The following is a 14,536-nucleotide window of genomic DNA, read 5'->3' on the forward strand; positions in this document are numbered from 1 at the left end:
GGGGCTCGCCCCCGGGGCCATGACCGTCGAGACACCTGTGAGCCGTTGAACGGCAAGGAGCCATGAATGACTGAACTCGTCACCGACCACTCCAGCGCGGTGCTGGAGGGGGCGCACTCCCACGGGGATCCCCGTGCTCCCCGCTACACCTCTTCCCGGGCCGACCGTGTGACGTCCTTCGACCCGGCGGACATCCCGGTACCTCACGGGCGTGAGGAGGAGTGGCGCTTTACCCCCGTCAAGCGCTTCGCCCCGCTCTTTGACGCTGACAAGGTTGCTGCGGGGGCCTCCGACGGGGGGCCGCTCAGCCAGGAGGCGGATCTTCCAGAGGGAGCGGTTGTGGAGACCGTCCCTCGCTCTGACCCGCGTCTGGGACGTGTCGGCGCACCTGTGGACCGGACCGGGGTCGTAGCCTGGACGGGCTTCTCAACCGCGACCGTCCTCACCCTGTCGGCTGGGTCTCGGCTCGAGCGCGCCGCGCGCATCAACGTCATCGGGCACGACAAGGAGCTGGTCCGCCCCACCGCCCAGCACATCCTGGTCCAGGCTGAGGCCGGCTCCCAGGGGACGGTAATCATTGACCACACCGGGGCGGCTCTGCTGACCCAGGCGGTAGAGATCCTTGTGGCTGACGGGGCCGAGCTCACGGTGGTCACCGTCCAGGGATGGGACGACACCGCTGTCCACGCCTCCAACCACCGGGTACGTGTCGAGGGGCGCGGGATCCTCAAGCACGTCGTTGTCTCCCTGGGAGGGGACGTGCGCATCTGCCCCGACTTCGGCTTTGCCGGAGAGGGCGGGCACATCGACGCCTACGGCGTCTACTTCACCGACGCGGACCAGCACCAGGAGCACCGGCCCTACGTCGCCCACACGCAGCCGCACTGCTACTCCCGGGTCACCTACAAGGGGGCGCTGCAGGGGGAGCGTGCCCACGCCGTGTGGGTGGGGGACTGTCTCATCGGAGCCGAGGCCCGCGGGACGGATACCTACGAGCTCAACCGCAACCTGGTCCTCACCGAGGGGGCCAAGGCCGACTCCGTCCCCAATCTGGAGATCGAGAACGGCAGCATCGAGGGAGCCGGTCACGCCAGCGCCACGGGGCGTTTTGACGACGAGCAGCTCTTCTACTTGCGCGCCCGGGGGATCACCGAGACCGAGGCCCGACGCCTGGTGGTGCTGGGCTTTTTCAACGAGATCGTCGCTGAGATCGGTGTTCCCGAAGTGGAGGACCGGCTCATGCGCGCCATCGAGGCCGAGCTGGCGCTGACCGGCGTCATCTCAGCCCCGTTCCAGGACCAGGTATCTGCCTCCTCCTAGGCACCCTCGGGCGGTGTCACGGCGTCACAAAGGCGCCATATGCTGCCGCACCAGTATCCCCAGACACGACCATGACCACAGCCAGCCGAGAGAACTCCTTATATGAGCACCTTGACCATTAAGAACCTTCATGTCCAGGTCGAGACCAACGACGGCCCCAAACCCATTCTCAAGGGAGTGGACCTGTCGATCGACTCCCGCGAGATCCACGCGATCATGGGTCCCAACGGGTCGGGTAAGTCCACCCTGGCATACTCCATCGCCGGTCACCCTGAGTACGAGGTCACCGATGGCGAGGTCCTCCTCGACGGAGCCAACCTGTTGGAGATGAGCGTGGACGAGCGGGCACGTGCCGGCCTGTTCCTGGCTATGCAGTACCCGGTGGAGGTGCCCGGGGTGACGGTGGCAAACTTCCTGCGCACCGCCAAGACGGCCCTGGACGGGCAGGCTCCTAAGGTCCGCCAGTGGGTGGGTGAGGTCGATGCCGCCATGGAGAGGCTGCGCATGGACTCCTCCTTCTCCGAGCGTGACGTCAACACCGGGTTCTCGGGCGGGGAGAAGAAGCGCTTCGAGATCCTCCAGATGGAGCTCCTCAAACCCCGTTTCGCCGTCCTGGACGAGACCGACTCCGGCCTGGACGTGGATGCGCTGCGCGTGGTCTCCGAGGGAGTCAACCGTCTTCACGGCTCCTCCGACGCGGGTTTCCTCCTCATCACTCACTACACCCGGATCTTGCGTTATATCAAGCCAAGCCACGTCCACGTGTTCGTTGACGGGCGTGTCGCCGAGCAGGGGGGACCGGACCTGGCCGACCGCCTCGAGGAGGAGGGCTACGACCGGTTCCTCTCCTAGGCGGCAAGCCCTGACACCTGCGACCCACCTGCTGGGAGGCACCCGATGACCCACGCTGCCACGACTCCTACGAGCCCGGAGGAGCTTGCCCGTGTGCGAGCCGACTTTCCCTACCTGGAGCGTCCAGCCCGTAACGGCGCACCACTGGCCTACCTGGACTGGGCCGCCACCAGCCAGAAGCCAGCGGTCGTCCTGGAGGCCGAGGAACGGTACTACCGCATGAGCAACGGGGCCGCTGGACGCTCCACCTACCAGCTTGCCGACGAGGCGACAGCAGTATGGGAGGACGCTCGTGCGGCGGTCGCTGCCTTTGTGGGTGCCCGTCCTGACCAGCTGGTCTTCACCAAGAACGCGACGGAGGCCGTCAACCTCCTGGCACTGGCAGTCGGCCATGCCAGCCTGGGCCGCCCCGCCGCCCGTGGGGGCGCCCCGTCTGCCGGTGCTGACCCTGCGCGCAGGCTGTGCCTAGGGCCAGGTGACGAGGTCGTGGTGACCCGGGCCGAGCACCACGCCAACCTGGTGCCTTGGCAGGAGCTGTGTGCGCGGACCGGGGCTGTCCTGCGCTGGATGGAGCTGGACGAGGAGGGGCGCATCGACCCTGGTTCCGTGGGCGTCCTGACCGAGCGGACCAGGGTAGTGGCCCTGACCCACGCCTCCAACGTCACCGGGGCGGTCACTCCTGTGGGGGAGATCCTGCCGCGTGCTCGCCAGGTGGGGGCGCTTGTCCTCCTGGACACCTGCCAGTCCGCGGCTCACCTGCCCCTGGATTTCGCCTCCCTGAGCGCTGACGGCGTGGACGCCATGGTGCTGTCCAGCCACAAGATGCTGGGACCCACGGGTATCGGCGCCTTGGTTGCCACTCAGGAGCTGCTGGAGGCCATGCCGGCGGTCCTGACCGGTGGCTCCATGATTGAGCACGTCTCCATGGAGTCCTCCACCTATATGAGCGGACCCGCCCGCTTTGAGGCAGGCAGCCAGCCCCTGGCCCAGGCCGCGGGCTGGCAGGCGGCCGTCGGTTACCTGGCCGAGCTGGGTATGGACTGCCTGCACGCTTCTGAGTCCCGCCTCACCACGCGCCTGCTGGAGGGGCTGGGCCAGCTGGACGGGGTCCATGTCATCGGCCCGCGCAGCACGGACGAGCGTCTTGGCGTCGTCGCCTTCAGCGTCGCGGGTGTCCATCCCCACGACGTAGGCCAGTTCCTAGACGCTGAGGGGATCGCGGTGCGTACCGGCCATCACTGCGCCCAGCCTCTCCATGAGCACTTTGGCGTCCGGTCCTCCTCCCGGGTGTCCCTGGGGCCGTGCACCAGTGCTGAGGACGTGGACAGGTTCCTTGCTGCCGTCGGCACTGTCCGGGACTATTTTCTGAGGTGATCATGAACGAGCTCGACCGTCTCTACCAGCAGGTCATCCTCGACCACTCCCGCGAGCGGCACGGGGAGGGGCTCCCGCAGGACGCGCAGGCCACCAGTCACCAGGTCAACCCGACCTGTGGTGACGAGATCGACCTCGGTGTGCGTGTGGAGAACGGGGTGATCGTCTCCCTGGGGTGGCAGGGACAGGGATGCTCCATTTCCCAGGCCTCAGCCTCAGTCATGCATGACCTGGTCGATGGTGCGGACCTGGAGGCTGTGGCAAGGCTGGAACGGGACTTCTCCACCCTTATGCACTCCCGGGGACAAGGAGTTGACGAGGCGATTCTAGACGGGCTTGAGGACGCGGCTGCCTTTGAGGGGGTTTCCAAGTACCCCAACCGTGTCAAGTGTGCTCTCCTGGCCTGGATGGCGCTCAAGGACGCCCTGGCCCGCACGGGTACCTCCCTGGCGACGCACCAGGCACAGGAAGACCCTGAGCAGACGGGGTAGGCGATCGCCTGCTTCCCGGTCACGAATAACCTGGCAAGAGCTGACAGGAGGAGACATGATGACGAGTAACAACCCGACGGCACCTCCGACCCCCGATAACCCTATGGCGGCCCGGCACCAGCCGACTCCTGTGGCCTCACAGGTCGACGTCGCCGCCGTTGAGGAGGCTTTGCGTGATGTCATTGACCCGGAGCTGGGGATCAATGTGGTCGACCTGGGACTGCTCTACGGCGTGTCGATCGAGCCGGACGGCACTGTGGTGCTGGACATGACGCTGACAACTGCCGCGTGCCCGCTGACCGACGTCATTGAGGAGCAGGCCCAGCAGGCCCTGGTCGGGATCGTCGACCAGGTGCGTATCCAGTGGGTATGGTTGCCGCCGTGGGGACCGGACAAGATCACCCCTGAGGGTCGCGAGCAGCTGCGCGCACTGGGTTTCAACGTCTGAGGCTCGTGACTGTCCCGCACAGAACAGGGTGTGTGGGCAGGTCCACGCTCGTGAACTGGTACGTGCCCAGGGGCCCGTCAGCGCCAGGCTGTTCGGCGTGGTGGTGTCTCCGAAGAGCCTTGGCGACACCGATGTGGTATCTGTGACCAGGAAGTTAATCGGTTGACTAACGCGGTCTCGGGGTCCAGACTCTTGCTGTCGGGCGAGGCTGCCCGGCCCCGCTACCAGCCAGGAGGGGACGATGGCGACTCTTGCTGAGGTTGCGCAGAGGGCGCAGGTCTCCACCGCTACCGCGTCCCTGGTCCTGTCCGGCAAGGCGGAGGGACGCGTCTCCTCTGCCACGGCTAGCCGGGTGCGTGCCGTCTCTGACGAGCTCGGGTACGTGCGTGATGCGCTGGCCGGTAGCTTGCGCAGTCGTAGGACCAGCACCATCGGTGTCCTGGCTGAGCAGGTCCTGTCCACGCCCTATGCCGTGGCAATGATCGAGGCCATCCTCGCTGCCAGCCGGGAGCTGGGCTGGTCGGTGCTGCTGACAGACTCTGGTGGACACCCCGAGCAGACCGGCAGGGCTGTGCGTGAGTTCCGGTCACGGCGGGTCGACGCCGTCCTCTATGCCGCCATGTACCACCAGGAGGTGCACGTGGTTCCCGGGCCGGAGGCCGTCGCCGTGCTCAACGGCTTTGCCGACCGGGACGACGTCGTTGGTGTGGTTCCTGACGAGGAGGGCGCTACCCGAGCGGCTGTCACCCACCTTCTGGCCCTTGGCCACCGGCGGATCGGGCACATCACCCACGACGACCCGGCGCTCGCCGTAGGACTGCGCCGTGCCGCCTACCTCAGGGTCCTTCGCGAGGCCGGGATCGGCACGGACACCTCGCTCGTCGTCAGCGGTGGCAATGATCCTGACTCCGCCGAGGCGACTGCCCGGAGGCTCCTGGAGCGCAGGGACCGTCCTACCGCCGTCTTCTGCTACAACGACGGGATGGCAGCCGGGGTGTACCGTGCGGCGGCGTCTCTCGGGCTGTCTGTTCCTGAGGACCTGTCGGTTGTCGGTTTTGACGACCTGAGGCTCATCTCGACCAATCTGGCCCCCGCCCTGACTACCTTGCGCCTACCGCACTACGAGATGGCTGACTGGCTGGTGCGTCGGCTTGTCACAGGTGACCTGCCCGACCCTCCCGCCGTGCACCGTTTTCCCTGCGAGTTGTTCACCCGTGGCTCCACAGCCGCTCCGCGCGTCGGCTCCTCGCCCTCGGGACCTTGAGGGACCCGCACGCTTTGAACCCTCCTGGTCCCACGACAACCCTCGTGAGAACCCAGTAACGCACAAAGGAGTGCCTTATGACAGTTCCTACTCGCCGTGCCTTCCTCGCGGCGTCGGCTGCTGCCGCTGCAGCGGCCACGACGACCGCCTGCTCCTCCTACCGAGGAGGTGCCAGCCCCGGTGGTGGCATCTCCCTGTGGACCCACAACGGTGGCAACGAGGAGGAGCTCGCCGTGGTCCGCAAGGCAGTCATCGCCTTCAACGAGGCTAACCCCGACACCCCGGTGGAGGTGAAGTCCTTCCCCCAGGCCTCCTACAACGACTCTGTCGCTGCCGCCGCCGTTGCCGGGGACCTGCCGGACGTCCTCGACCTGGACGGACCGATCATGCCCAGCTGGGCGTGGGCCGGGTACTTGGCGCCGTTGGAGGTCTCCTCCGAGCTGGAGGACAGCATCATCAGCTCTGCCAAGGGCTACTGGAACGACACCCTGTACTCGATCGGTCCTTATGACACCTCCTTGTGCTTCTTGGGACGCAGGTCTGCCTTCGAGGAGGCGGGTGTCGCGGTCCCCACGACCGAGCGGCCCTGGACCGGAGAGGAGTTTGATGACGCCCTTGCCAGGCTCTCCAGGCTGTCCGACTACGATTACGTCATCGACTTCTCAGTGGCGGACTCTGCTGAGTGGTGGCCCTACGCCTACGCACCTATGCTTCAGTCCTTCGGCGGTGACCTTATCGACCGGGACACGCTCGACACCGCTGAGGGCCTTCTCAACGGGGCGGAGGCTGTCGCCTGGGGGGAGTGGTTCCGCTCGTGCTTCACCCGGGGCTACGCCTCTCAGACGCCCGCCACCGACGGGCAGGACTTCCTCCAGGGCAGGGTGCCGCTCTACTACGCCGGGGGGTGGAAGGTCCTGCAGTCGCAGGAGACGTTTGGCCGGGAGGAGGTTCTCATCCTGCCACCTGTCGACTTTGGGCACGGTGCAAAAGTGGGAGGAGGCTCCTGGCAGTGGGGCGTGTCCGCCACGAGTCCCAGCCCTGCGGCCGCCAACGCCTTCATCGAGCTGCTCATGCAGGACGAGTACCTGGTGGAGTACTCCAACGCGATCGGCAACTTCCCCTCGGTGGAGTCCGCCATCGGGCAGACCGACTACTACCGGGAGGGTGGGGCGCTCGAGCCCGTCTACGAGATCGGTCGCACCTACGCCCTGCTGCGCCCGCCCACCCCCGGCTACAGGGTCATCTCCTCGGTATTTGACAAGGCAGCTCGAGACATCGTCTCCGGCGCGGACGTCAGGTCCACGCTGGACCAGGCCGCACAGGACATCGACGTCGACATCAGGTCCAACAAGGGGTACCAGGTCGGCTGACGCCGCCGCGTCCCCACCACCGGCGCCTACAGGCAAACCCTGCCGGGAAGGAGGCTCCCATGCCTGTTCCGTCCACAGCTACCGACAGACGCGGCCGCTCTGCCGCGTCGCGCAAGGAGGCACGAGCGGCTTGGCTCATGTCCTCGCCCGCCCTGCTGCTGCTTCTGCTGTTTATGGGTGTCCCTGTTGTCCTGACGTTCGTGCTCAGCGTCACCAACGTCCGGCTCATCTCACCCAACCCACCTGAGTTCGTCGGACTCAACAACTTCTTCCGGGTCTTCCGCAACGACCCCACGTTTATCCGCTCCCTGACCAACACCGCCTTCTTTGCCCTGGTGGTGGTGCCCTGCCAGTCGGCGCTCGCCCTGGCGCTGGCGATCCTGGTCAACCAGAAGGTCAGGGGAGTCACGGCCTTCCGCACCATGATCTTCATGCCAGTGGTCACCTCGATGGTGGTGGTCTCTATCCTGTGGAGCTTCTTCTACGAGGAGGACGGGCTGTTCAACTCCGTGCTGAACACCGTCACTGGTGGTGGCTGGACCGCTGTCGCCTGGCTCAATGACCCCGGCACGGCCATGCCAGCCATCATCGTGCTGTCCATCTGGCAGGCGGTGGGCCTGCACATGATCATCTGGCTGTCGGGGCTGCAGGGCATCGATCCGACCCTCTACGAGGCGGCCTCCCTCGACGGCGTGAACGGCTGGCAGCGGTTTCGCTACGTGACCTGGCCCGGGCTCCACTCGACCATGGTGTTCATCCTGGTGACTATCACCATTGCCGCGATGGGCCTGTTCGTCCAGGTCGACGTCATGACCTCCGGCGGGCCGCAGGACGCCACCTCCACGATCGTCTACCACGCGGTGCGCAGGGGCTACCGCGAGCAGGACATGGGGTACGGCAGCGCGATCTCACTGATCTTCTTCATTGCCGTCCTTGCCATCAGTGTGATCCAGCGTCGACTCACCCGGGAGGAGGGCTAAACATGGCCGCTGCGGCTGCTACCGAACGACCCGGCACCAGCGTCCTTGTCGTCAGGGGCCGAGGCCGTGCCGCCTCCAGGATCCGCTCCAGGGTCCTGACCTATGTCGGACTGACCGTCGCGGCGGTCGTCGCTGTCTTCCCGCTGCTGTTCATGATCTTCTCCTCGCTCAAGAGCGACGACCAGATCTTTGCTGACCTTGGCACCGTGCGGGCTTTCCTGCCCGTGGGAGAGCTGAGCCTGGACAACTACGAGGGAGTGTTCAACCGCGTCCCCGCAGGCCGGTTCATCCTCAACTCCGTCATCGTTACCGTGCTCATCGTGGGGCTCGGGTTGGTCGTCAACTCAATGATCGGCTTCGCCATCTCACGTATGCGCTGGAGGGGAAGGAACATCATCCTGTCCCTCGTGCTGGCCACCCTCATGGTGCCCTTCGAGACCATTGCCGTGCCGCTGGTCTTCTGGGTCGCCCGGCTGCCCTCAGTCCAGTGGGTCGTCGACGGCTTCCTGGTCAGGCAGGGCATGCTCAACACCTACCAGGTGCAGATTCTGCCCTACGTGGCCAACGCGCTGGCGATCTTCCTGTTCTCTCAGCACTTCGGCGACATCCCCAAGGAGATCGACGAGGCTGCCCGTGTGGACGGCGCCGGGTGGTGGACAATCTACCGCAGGATCGTCGTACCGCTGTCCGGCCCGACCTTCGCTACGGTCGCCATCATCATGATGCTGCCTGCCTGGAACTCCTACCTGTGGCCGCTCATGGTGGTCCAGCAGGAGTCCATGCGGCCGGTGAGCGTGGGAATGCAGTACTTCTTCCAGCTCAACCCGGTGTGGGGCGAGGTCATGGCCTACGGCACCCTTATTACCCTTCCCGTGCTCGTCGTCTTCGTCATCTTCCAGCGCTCCTTCGTGCAGTCGCTGGCGGGTACTGCGGTCAAAGGGTGAACGCCACGGCGGCCACGGTGGTCTCAGAGCCGGTCAGGGCTGACGGCGAAGGTGTCGCAGGCTGACACTGTCCCCTGCTCCATGCCCGTGGTGAACCAGCGCACACGCTGCTGGGAGGAGCCGTGGGTCCAGGAGTCAGAGTCTACTGGCCCCGAGCTGCGCTGCTGGATGTGGTCGTCCCCCACGGACTCGGCGGCGTTGATCGCGGTCTGGATCTCCGCAGAGGTGGGGGTCACCAGGAAGGGCTGCCCGGTGTCCGGGTCCGGCGTCGTCGCGGCGTGACTGACCCACACACCCGCGTAGCAGTCGGCCTGGAGCTCCAGGCGTACTGAGTCTGACGTCGCCCCGGCCCCGGAGCGGTCCGCCGCAGCCATGCTCCCGGTCAGGTGCTGGACGTGGTGGCCGAACTCGTGGGCGACAATGTACTCCTCGGCCAGGGGCGTGTCCTGGGCTCCCAGGGTTCGTTCCATGTCGGTGAAGAAGCTCATGTCCAGGTAGACGCTCTCATCCCCGGAGCAGTAGAAGGGGCCGACGGCGCTGGAGGCGTTTCCGCAGGCCGAGCTGACCGAGGAGCCGTCCCACAGGACGAACTGGGGCTGTCGGTAGGCCTGGCCCGCCTGGGCGGGCAGCTGCGCTCCCCAGACGGCGTCCAGGGACTCTGCGGTGGCGATCATGCGGCACTGGGTGTACTCATTGGCGCTGACCCCGTCCGTGCACACGGAGGTGTCGATCGTGGAGGAGGTTGAGACCTGCGTCGTGTCCTGCTGGGCTCCCAGCAGACCGGTCAGGTCGATGCCGGTCAGCTGGGAGACGAGCATGAGTGCCACGACGGTCAGGACCGACCCGCCGCCGATGAACGCGCCGCGTCTGCCACCGGAACGGGTGGAGACGCGGTTCGGGTCGATCTTGATGTCGCGGTTGAAGGACATGGGCACCCCTGGGGACAAGCGGACGTCACCCCAGCCTAGCGCCCGCTGCCGGGCCGGGCCATCCGCTGCCTGCAGGACGGTGTGTCTGCGTTGCATCCTCCCTGCTGGGGTCTGCCGGGAGGACACAGCGTGGCGAGTACCCTGGGCAGGTGTTCTACGAGCTGTTCTACAAGACCGTCCTGACCCGCGTTGACCCGGAGCGTATCCACGACGTGTGCCTGGAGGCGATCGAGACCGTCAGCCGGGTTCCCCTCGCGCGCGACATGGCGCGCCAGGTGTGGGGGCGGCGTCCGGCGTTCCCGGTGCCCAGCGCCAACCAGGGAGGGCCCTTCGCGCGGCCGGTGCCCGGCCTCCTGGGACTGGCCGCAGGTATGGACAAGGAGGGCGGGGCAGTTGAGGGCCTGGACATGCTTGGCTTCGGCTTCGTCGAGGTCGGGACCGTGACTGCCCAGCCTCAGGAGGGCAATGACAGGCCCCGCATGTGGCGCTACCCGGCGACGCGGGCCATCCGCAACCGCATGGGGTTCAACAGCTCGGGGGCCGACGAGGCCGCCAGGAGGCTGCGTGCGCTGCGCTCCACGGTACGCGGGCGCAGCATCGTTGTGGGTGCCAACATCGGTAAGAACAGGTCGACGTCCTTGGCTAACGCGGTAGGTGACTACCGCTACTGCGCCTCCAGGCTGGCCCGGTGGGTCGACTACCTCGTAGTCAACGTCTCCAGCCCGAACACACCTGGGCTGCGCAGTCTCCAGGACGTCAGCTCCCTGCGCCCGATCCTCAGCGCGGTGCGCCAGGCTGGTGACGAGGCGGCTGGTCGCCACGTCCCGCTCCTGGTCAAGATCGCTCCTGACCTGGCTGACGAGGACGTTGACGCTGTAGCCGCTCTGGTGCTGGACATGGGGCTGGACGGCGTAGTGGCGACCAACACCACCACAGACCATGACCTGGGGGAGGGGGGGCTGTCCGGGGCGCCGCTGCTGCCCCGGGCGCTGGAGGTCGTGCGCCGCCTCCGCCAGCAGTTGGGGGAGCAGCCGACCATCATCGGAGTGGGTGGTATCTCCTCGATCCTGGATGCCGAACTCATGCTTGAGGCTGGAGCCGACCTGCTCCAGGCCTACTCTGCGTTCGTCTACAACGGCCCCGCCTGGCCGGGCCGTGTCAACCGTGCCCTGGCCCTGGGCCACCCCAGGCGCTGAGCCGCGCCGTGAGCGGCGACCAGGGTCTCGTGCAGGTTTTTTCAGGGCATCTGCGGGAGCGCCTGGGTGCCCCTGGGCACCGAGCCCTGCGGGCCTGGGAGGGCACTGCAGGAGTGGGGTTCCCGTGGTGCCTCCCACTGCCCGTGCTTGGCTCCTCAGGTCCCCTAGCCTAGCCAGGCTATGCGGGACGCTCCTGCGGCGAGGTGGTCAGTGCGGGGTCGGTGAGGACCGCTCCCTGGAGCGCCGTGTCTACCGCAGCCATGACCTCGGGGTCCAGGACAACCCCGGAGGCCCTGACGTTCTCCTCTAGCTGCTCGGGTCGGGAGGCCCCGATGATGGCTGCCGAGACGTTCGGGTTCTGCAGGACCCAGGCGAGCGCCAGCTGCGGCAGTGACAGGCCCGCCTCCTGCGCGACCGGCCGCAGCCCCTGCACAGCGGTCAGGATGTCGTCGCGCATCCAGCGCGAGATCATCTGCTGCCCCCCTTTGTCGTCCGTGGCCCGTGAGCCTGCTGGCGGCTTCTGGCCAGGCAGATACTTGCCGGACAGGACTCCTTGGGCCATGGGAGACCATACGATCTGGCCCAGTCCCAGCTCCTTGGAGGTAGGGATGACCTTTTCCTCAATGACCCGCCACAGGGCGGAGTACTGAGGCTGGTTGGACACCAGGCGGAAGCCCATCTGGGTGGCCAGCTCCTGGCCGGCCCGGATCTGGTCCGCCGTCCACTCCGAGACGCCGATGTACAGCGCCTTGCCGGAGCGCACCACGTCGGCAAAGGCCTGCATGGTCTCCTCCAGCGGGGTGGCGTAGTCGTAGCGGTGCGCCTGGTAGAGGTCGACGTAGTCGGTGCCCAGACGCCTGAGCGAGCCGTCGATGCCCTCCATGATGTGCTTGCGCGACAGGCCGACGTCGTTGGGGCCTTTGGGGCCGACAGGCCAGTAGACCTTGGTGAAGATCTCCAGGGACTCGCGGCGTTGCCCCGCCAGCGCCCGCCCCAGGACCTCCTCCGCCACGGTGTTGGCGTAGACGTCGGCGGTGTCAAAGCTCGTGATGCCCAGGTCCAGGGCGGTGTGAACGCAGGCCGTGGCGGTGTCCGCCTCCACCTGGGACCCGTGAGTCAGCCAGTTGCCGTAGGTGATCTCAGTGATCTTCAGTCCGGATGAGCCTAGGTGACGATAAGTAACCATGGCTCCACCCTAGGACGGTAGCGTGGCCGCAACCACACTGGCGTGCACACTAACTTGTTTGTTTCACGGCACGCGAATGAGGGTGTGTCCCTGCCGGAGGGGACAGCCTCCAGGGCCGGAGGCCGCGGCGGGGCTAGGCGGGGAACTCACGTCGGCGCACCTGGGGGGCAGGCTGGCGCCAGCGCCGCAGTTGCATGCAGCGCATGAAGGTGTAGAAGAAGACGGACCCCTGCTCCCGCGCCTTGTCCCTACCGAAGGCCGTGTCGAGCCTGCGGCGTACCTGCCACCAGCACAGGACGGAGTCCCCGATAGCCAGGAGGAAGACGACATAGACTGCGAGCATGAGGTAGGCGGAGGCGAGCGCGAGCCAGGAGGACAGTCCCAGCATAAGCAGCATCAGGAAGAAGGTCAGGGGCATGAAGAGCTCCCCAACGCAGTAGCGCGCGTCCACGAAGTCGCGGACGTAGCGCCGGACGGGACCCTTGTCCCTGGCTGGCAGGTACCTCTCGTCGCCGGTGGCCATGGCCTCGCGCTGACGTTGCCAGGCCTCGTCCCGTGCCGCCCGCGCCTGCCTCTTGGCCGCCTTGCGGTCCACAGGCACGACAGGGCGCAGTCCCCGGGCCTGCGCGTCCTTACGCCGGGGAGTGGGGCGCCCCTTCCCCGCGGACCGGGGGGCGGCGGGTGCTGGTTCCGGCTGGGCGGTCTCACGGCGGCTCTTCGACGGACTCACAGTGACCAGGGTAGCCGTAACGTCGCGATACTCTAAAAACATGATCACCGTTGACGCCCTGCGAGCCGCGACCCGGACGTCCTTCGAGACGGTCCTTGCAGACCTGTCCGAGCTGGTAGCCATCCCCTCAGTGTCCGCCACCAGCCACGACCGCACCCAGCTCAGGCGCAGCGCCGAGGCCGTCGCTGCCCTGCTGGAGGGTAGCGGGCTGGAGGCTGAGGTCCTTTCAGCACCGGGTGATGGCGGCGTCCTGGGTGCCCCGGCGGTTCTTGCCCACAGGCAGGGGCCGACGGGGACGCCGCGCGTGCTGCTCTACGCCCACCACGACGTCCAGCCCGTGGGCCGCCCTCAGCGCTGGAACCAGGAGGACCCCTTCACGGTACGTCACCACGCCGGGCGACTCTACGGCCGCGGTGCCGCCGACGACAAGGCCGGCATCGTTGCCCACGTCCACGCCCTGCGGGTCCTGAGCGCCCTGGGGCAGGGGGAGCTGCCCTGCTCGGTGACGGTCCTCGTCGAGGGGGAGGAGGAGGTGGGCAGCCCCACCTTCGCGGCCTTCCTGGAGGCCTACCGCTCGCGCCTGGACGCCGACGTCGTCGTTGTGGCCGACTCGATGAACTGGAAAGTAGGCGTACCGGCCCTGACCACGACGCTGCGCGGTGTCCTCCAGGTGGACATCCACCTGGAGGTCCTGGACCACGCCCTGCACTCAGGACAGTACGGCGGCCCCATCTTGGACGCGGTTACCCTCATGTGCCGACTGGTGGCATCCTTTCACCACGACAACGGTGACGTCGCTATCGACGGCCTAGTCTCGCGCAGCCAGACCGCCACCGGGGCACCCGACTACCCGGAGGCCGACTTCCGGGCGGACGCCGGGGTGCTTGAGGGGGTGAGGCTGGCGGGGACCGGAGACCTGACGACGCGCCTGTGGACCAGACCCGCCCTGACAGTGACCGGTATGGACGTCACTCCCCTGGACCTGGCAGGAAACGTCCTGGCCCCCTCCTGCACGGCACGCCTGTCCCTGCGCACCGCGCCGGGCCAGGACCAGGGGCAGGCGCTGGAGGCGCTGACCTCTCACGCGAGGGCGCACGTTCCCTTTGGAGCCCGTGTGAGCGTCTCCTGCCGCGAGAGCGGGCCGTCCTTCGACGGCTCGCAGGACACCGAGGCCTGCCGGGCCGCGCTGTGGGCGCTGTCGACCGCCTGGGAGCGGGAGGCGGTGTCCGTGGGCCAGGGCGGGACCATTCCGTTCATCTCCGTCCTCACCAGGACCTTCCCGCACGCTCAGGTCCTGGTCACTGGTGTGGAGGATCCCGACACCCGCGCTCACAGCGAGGACGAGTCCGTGCACCTGGGTGACCTGGAGAGCGCGGTGCTTGCTGAGGCCCTGCTGCTGGCGCGGCTGGGCGGCGCCGTCTAGCGCTAAGGTACGGTCGGGGCCTGGTCGAC

At 67.2% G+C, this 14,536-nt stretch carries 14 protein-coding genes; 11 read left to right on the plus strand and 3 right to left on the minus strand.

Annotation, left to right across the window (positions count from 1 at the left end; translation table 11 throughout):
- Positions 1–66: 66 nt before the first annotated feature.
- From sufD to D4740_RS00115, 9 genes are all read left to right on the plus strand, one after another.
- Positions 67–1,320, plus strand: a complete 1,254-nt coding sequence (gene sufD, locus D4740_RS00075; protein WP_119834928.1) for a Fe-S cluster assembly protein SufD — start codon at positions 67–69, stop codon at positions 1,318–1,320.
- 102 nt (positions 1,321–1,422) lie between these two features.
- Complete coding sequence (gene sufC / locus D4740_RS00080) at positions 1,423–2,172, plus strand: Fe-S cluster assembly ATPase SufC (RefSeq protein ID WP_119834929.1); 750 nt, start codon at positions 1,423–1,425, stop codon at positions 2,170–2,172.
- Between the two features lie 45 nt (positions 2,173–2,217).
- Complete coding sequence (locus tag D4740_RS00085; RefSeq protein ID WP_119834930.1) at positions 2,218–3,546, plus strand: aminotransferase class V-fold PLP-dependent enzyme; 1,329 nt, start codon at positions 2,218–2,220, stop codon at positions 3,544–3,546.
- Positions 3,547–3,548: 2 nt separating this feature from the next.
- On the plus strand, positions 3,549–4,037 hold the full coding sequence (sufU, locus tag D4740_RS00090) for a Fe-S cluster assembly sulfur transfer protein SufU (protein WP_119834931.1): 489 nt from the start codon (positions 3,549–3,551) through the stop codon (positions 4,035–4,037).
- Between the two features lie 58 nt (positions 4,038–4,095).
- Positions 4,096–4,485 carry a metal-sulfur cluster assembly factor gene (locus D4740_RS00095; protein ID WP_119835215.1) on the plus strand — a complete coding sequence of 130 codons (390 nt, stop codon included), beginning with the start codon at positions 4,096–4,098 and terminating at the stop codon, positions 4,483–4,485.
- 241 nt (positions 4,486–4,726) lie between these two features.
- The gene (locus D4740_RS00100) at positions 4,727–5,749 is read left to right on the plus strand and encodes a LacI family DNA-binding transcriptional regulator (RefSeq protein ID WP_119834932.1); all 1,023 of its coding nucleotides are present in this window, start codon (positions 4,727–4,729) and stop codon (positions 5,747–5,749) included.
- 77 nt (positions 5,750–5,826) lie between these two features.
- Positions 5,827–7,119, plus strand: coding sequence for an extracellular solute-binding protein (locus tag D4740_RS00105; RefSeq protein WP_119834933.1), 1,293 nt, complete (start codon positions 5,827–5,829; stop codon positions 7,117–7,119).
- Between the two features lie 59 nt (positions 7,120–7,178).
- Positions 7,179–8,099 carry a carbohydrate ABC transporter permease gene (locus tag D4740_RS00110; RefSeq protein ID WP_119834934.1) on the plus strand — a complete coding sequence of 307 codons (921 nt, stop codon included), beginning with the start codon at positions 7,179–7,181 and terminating at the stop codon, positions 8,097–8,099.
- A gap of 2 nt (positions 8,100–8,101) precedes the next feature.
- The gene (locus D4740_RS00115; protein WP_119834935.1) at positions 8,102–9,043 is read left to right on the plus strand and encodes a carbohydrate ABC transporter permease; all 942 of its coding nucleotides are present in this window, start codon (positions 8,102–8,104) and stop codon (positions 9,041–9,043) included.
- Between the two features lie 23 nt (positions 9,044–9,066).
- Here the strand turns inward: D4740_RS00115 and D4740_RS00120 are convergent, their stop codons facing one another.
- Positions 9,067–9,972 carry a neutral zinc metallopeptidase gene (locus D4740_RS00120; RefSeq protein WP_119835216.1) on the minus strand — a complete coding sequence of 302 codons (906 nt, stop codon included), beginning with the start codon at positions 9,970–9,972 and terminating at the stop codon, positions 9,067–9,069.
- Positions 9,973–10,121: 149 nt separating this feature from the next.
- Here D4740_RS00120 and D4740_RS00125 point away from each other — a divergent pair, with 149 nt between their 5' ends.
- The gene (locus D4740_RS00125) at positions 10,122–11,168 is read left to right on the plus strand and encodes a quinone-dependent dihydroorotate dehydrogenase (protein WP_119834936.1); all 1,047 of its coding nucleotides are present in this window, start codon (positions 10,122–10,124) and stop codon (positions 11,166–11,168) included.
- A 178-nt stretch (positions 11,169–11,346) separates the two neighbouring features.
- Here D4740_RS00125 and D4740_RS00130 read toward each other — a convergent pair whose 3' ends face one another.
- Together D4740_RS00130 and D4740_RS00135 are read right to left on the minus strand one after the other, a co-directional pair.
- Complete coding sequence (locus D4740_RS00130; protein WP_119834937.1) at positions 11,347–12,354, minus strand: aldo/keto reductase family protein; 1,008 nt, start codon at positions 12,352–12,354, stop codon at positions 11,347–11,349.
- A 133-nt stretch (positions 12,355–12,487) separates the two neighbouring features.
- A complete protein-coding gene (locus D4740_RS00135) occupies positions 12,488–13,084 on the minus strand; it encodes a DUF3043 domain-containing protein (protein ID WP_119835217.1) in 597 nt (198 codons plus the stop codon).
- Positions 13,085–13,124: 40 nt separating this feature from the next.
- Here D4740_RS00135 and D4740_RS00140 point away from each other — a divergent pair, with 40 nt between their 5' ends.
- Positions 13,125–14,507, plus strand: a complete 1,383-nt coding sequence (locus D4740_RS00140; protein WP_119834938.1) for a M20/M25/M40 family metallo-hydrolase — start codon at positions 13,125–13,127, stop codon at positions 14,505–14,507.
- The last annotated feature ends 29 nt before the right edge of the window (positions 14,508–14,536 follow it).

This window comes from Actinomyces sp. 2119, from assembly GCF_003591215.1.
GTDB classification, from domain to species: Bacteria; Actinomycetota; Actinomycetes; order Actinomycetales; family Actinomycetaceae; genus Actinomyces; species Actinomyces lilanjuaniae.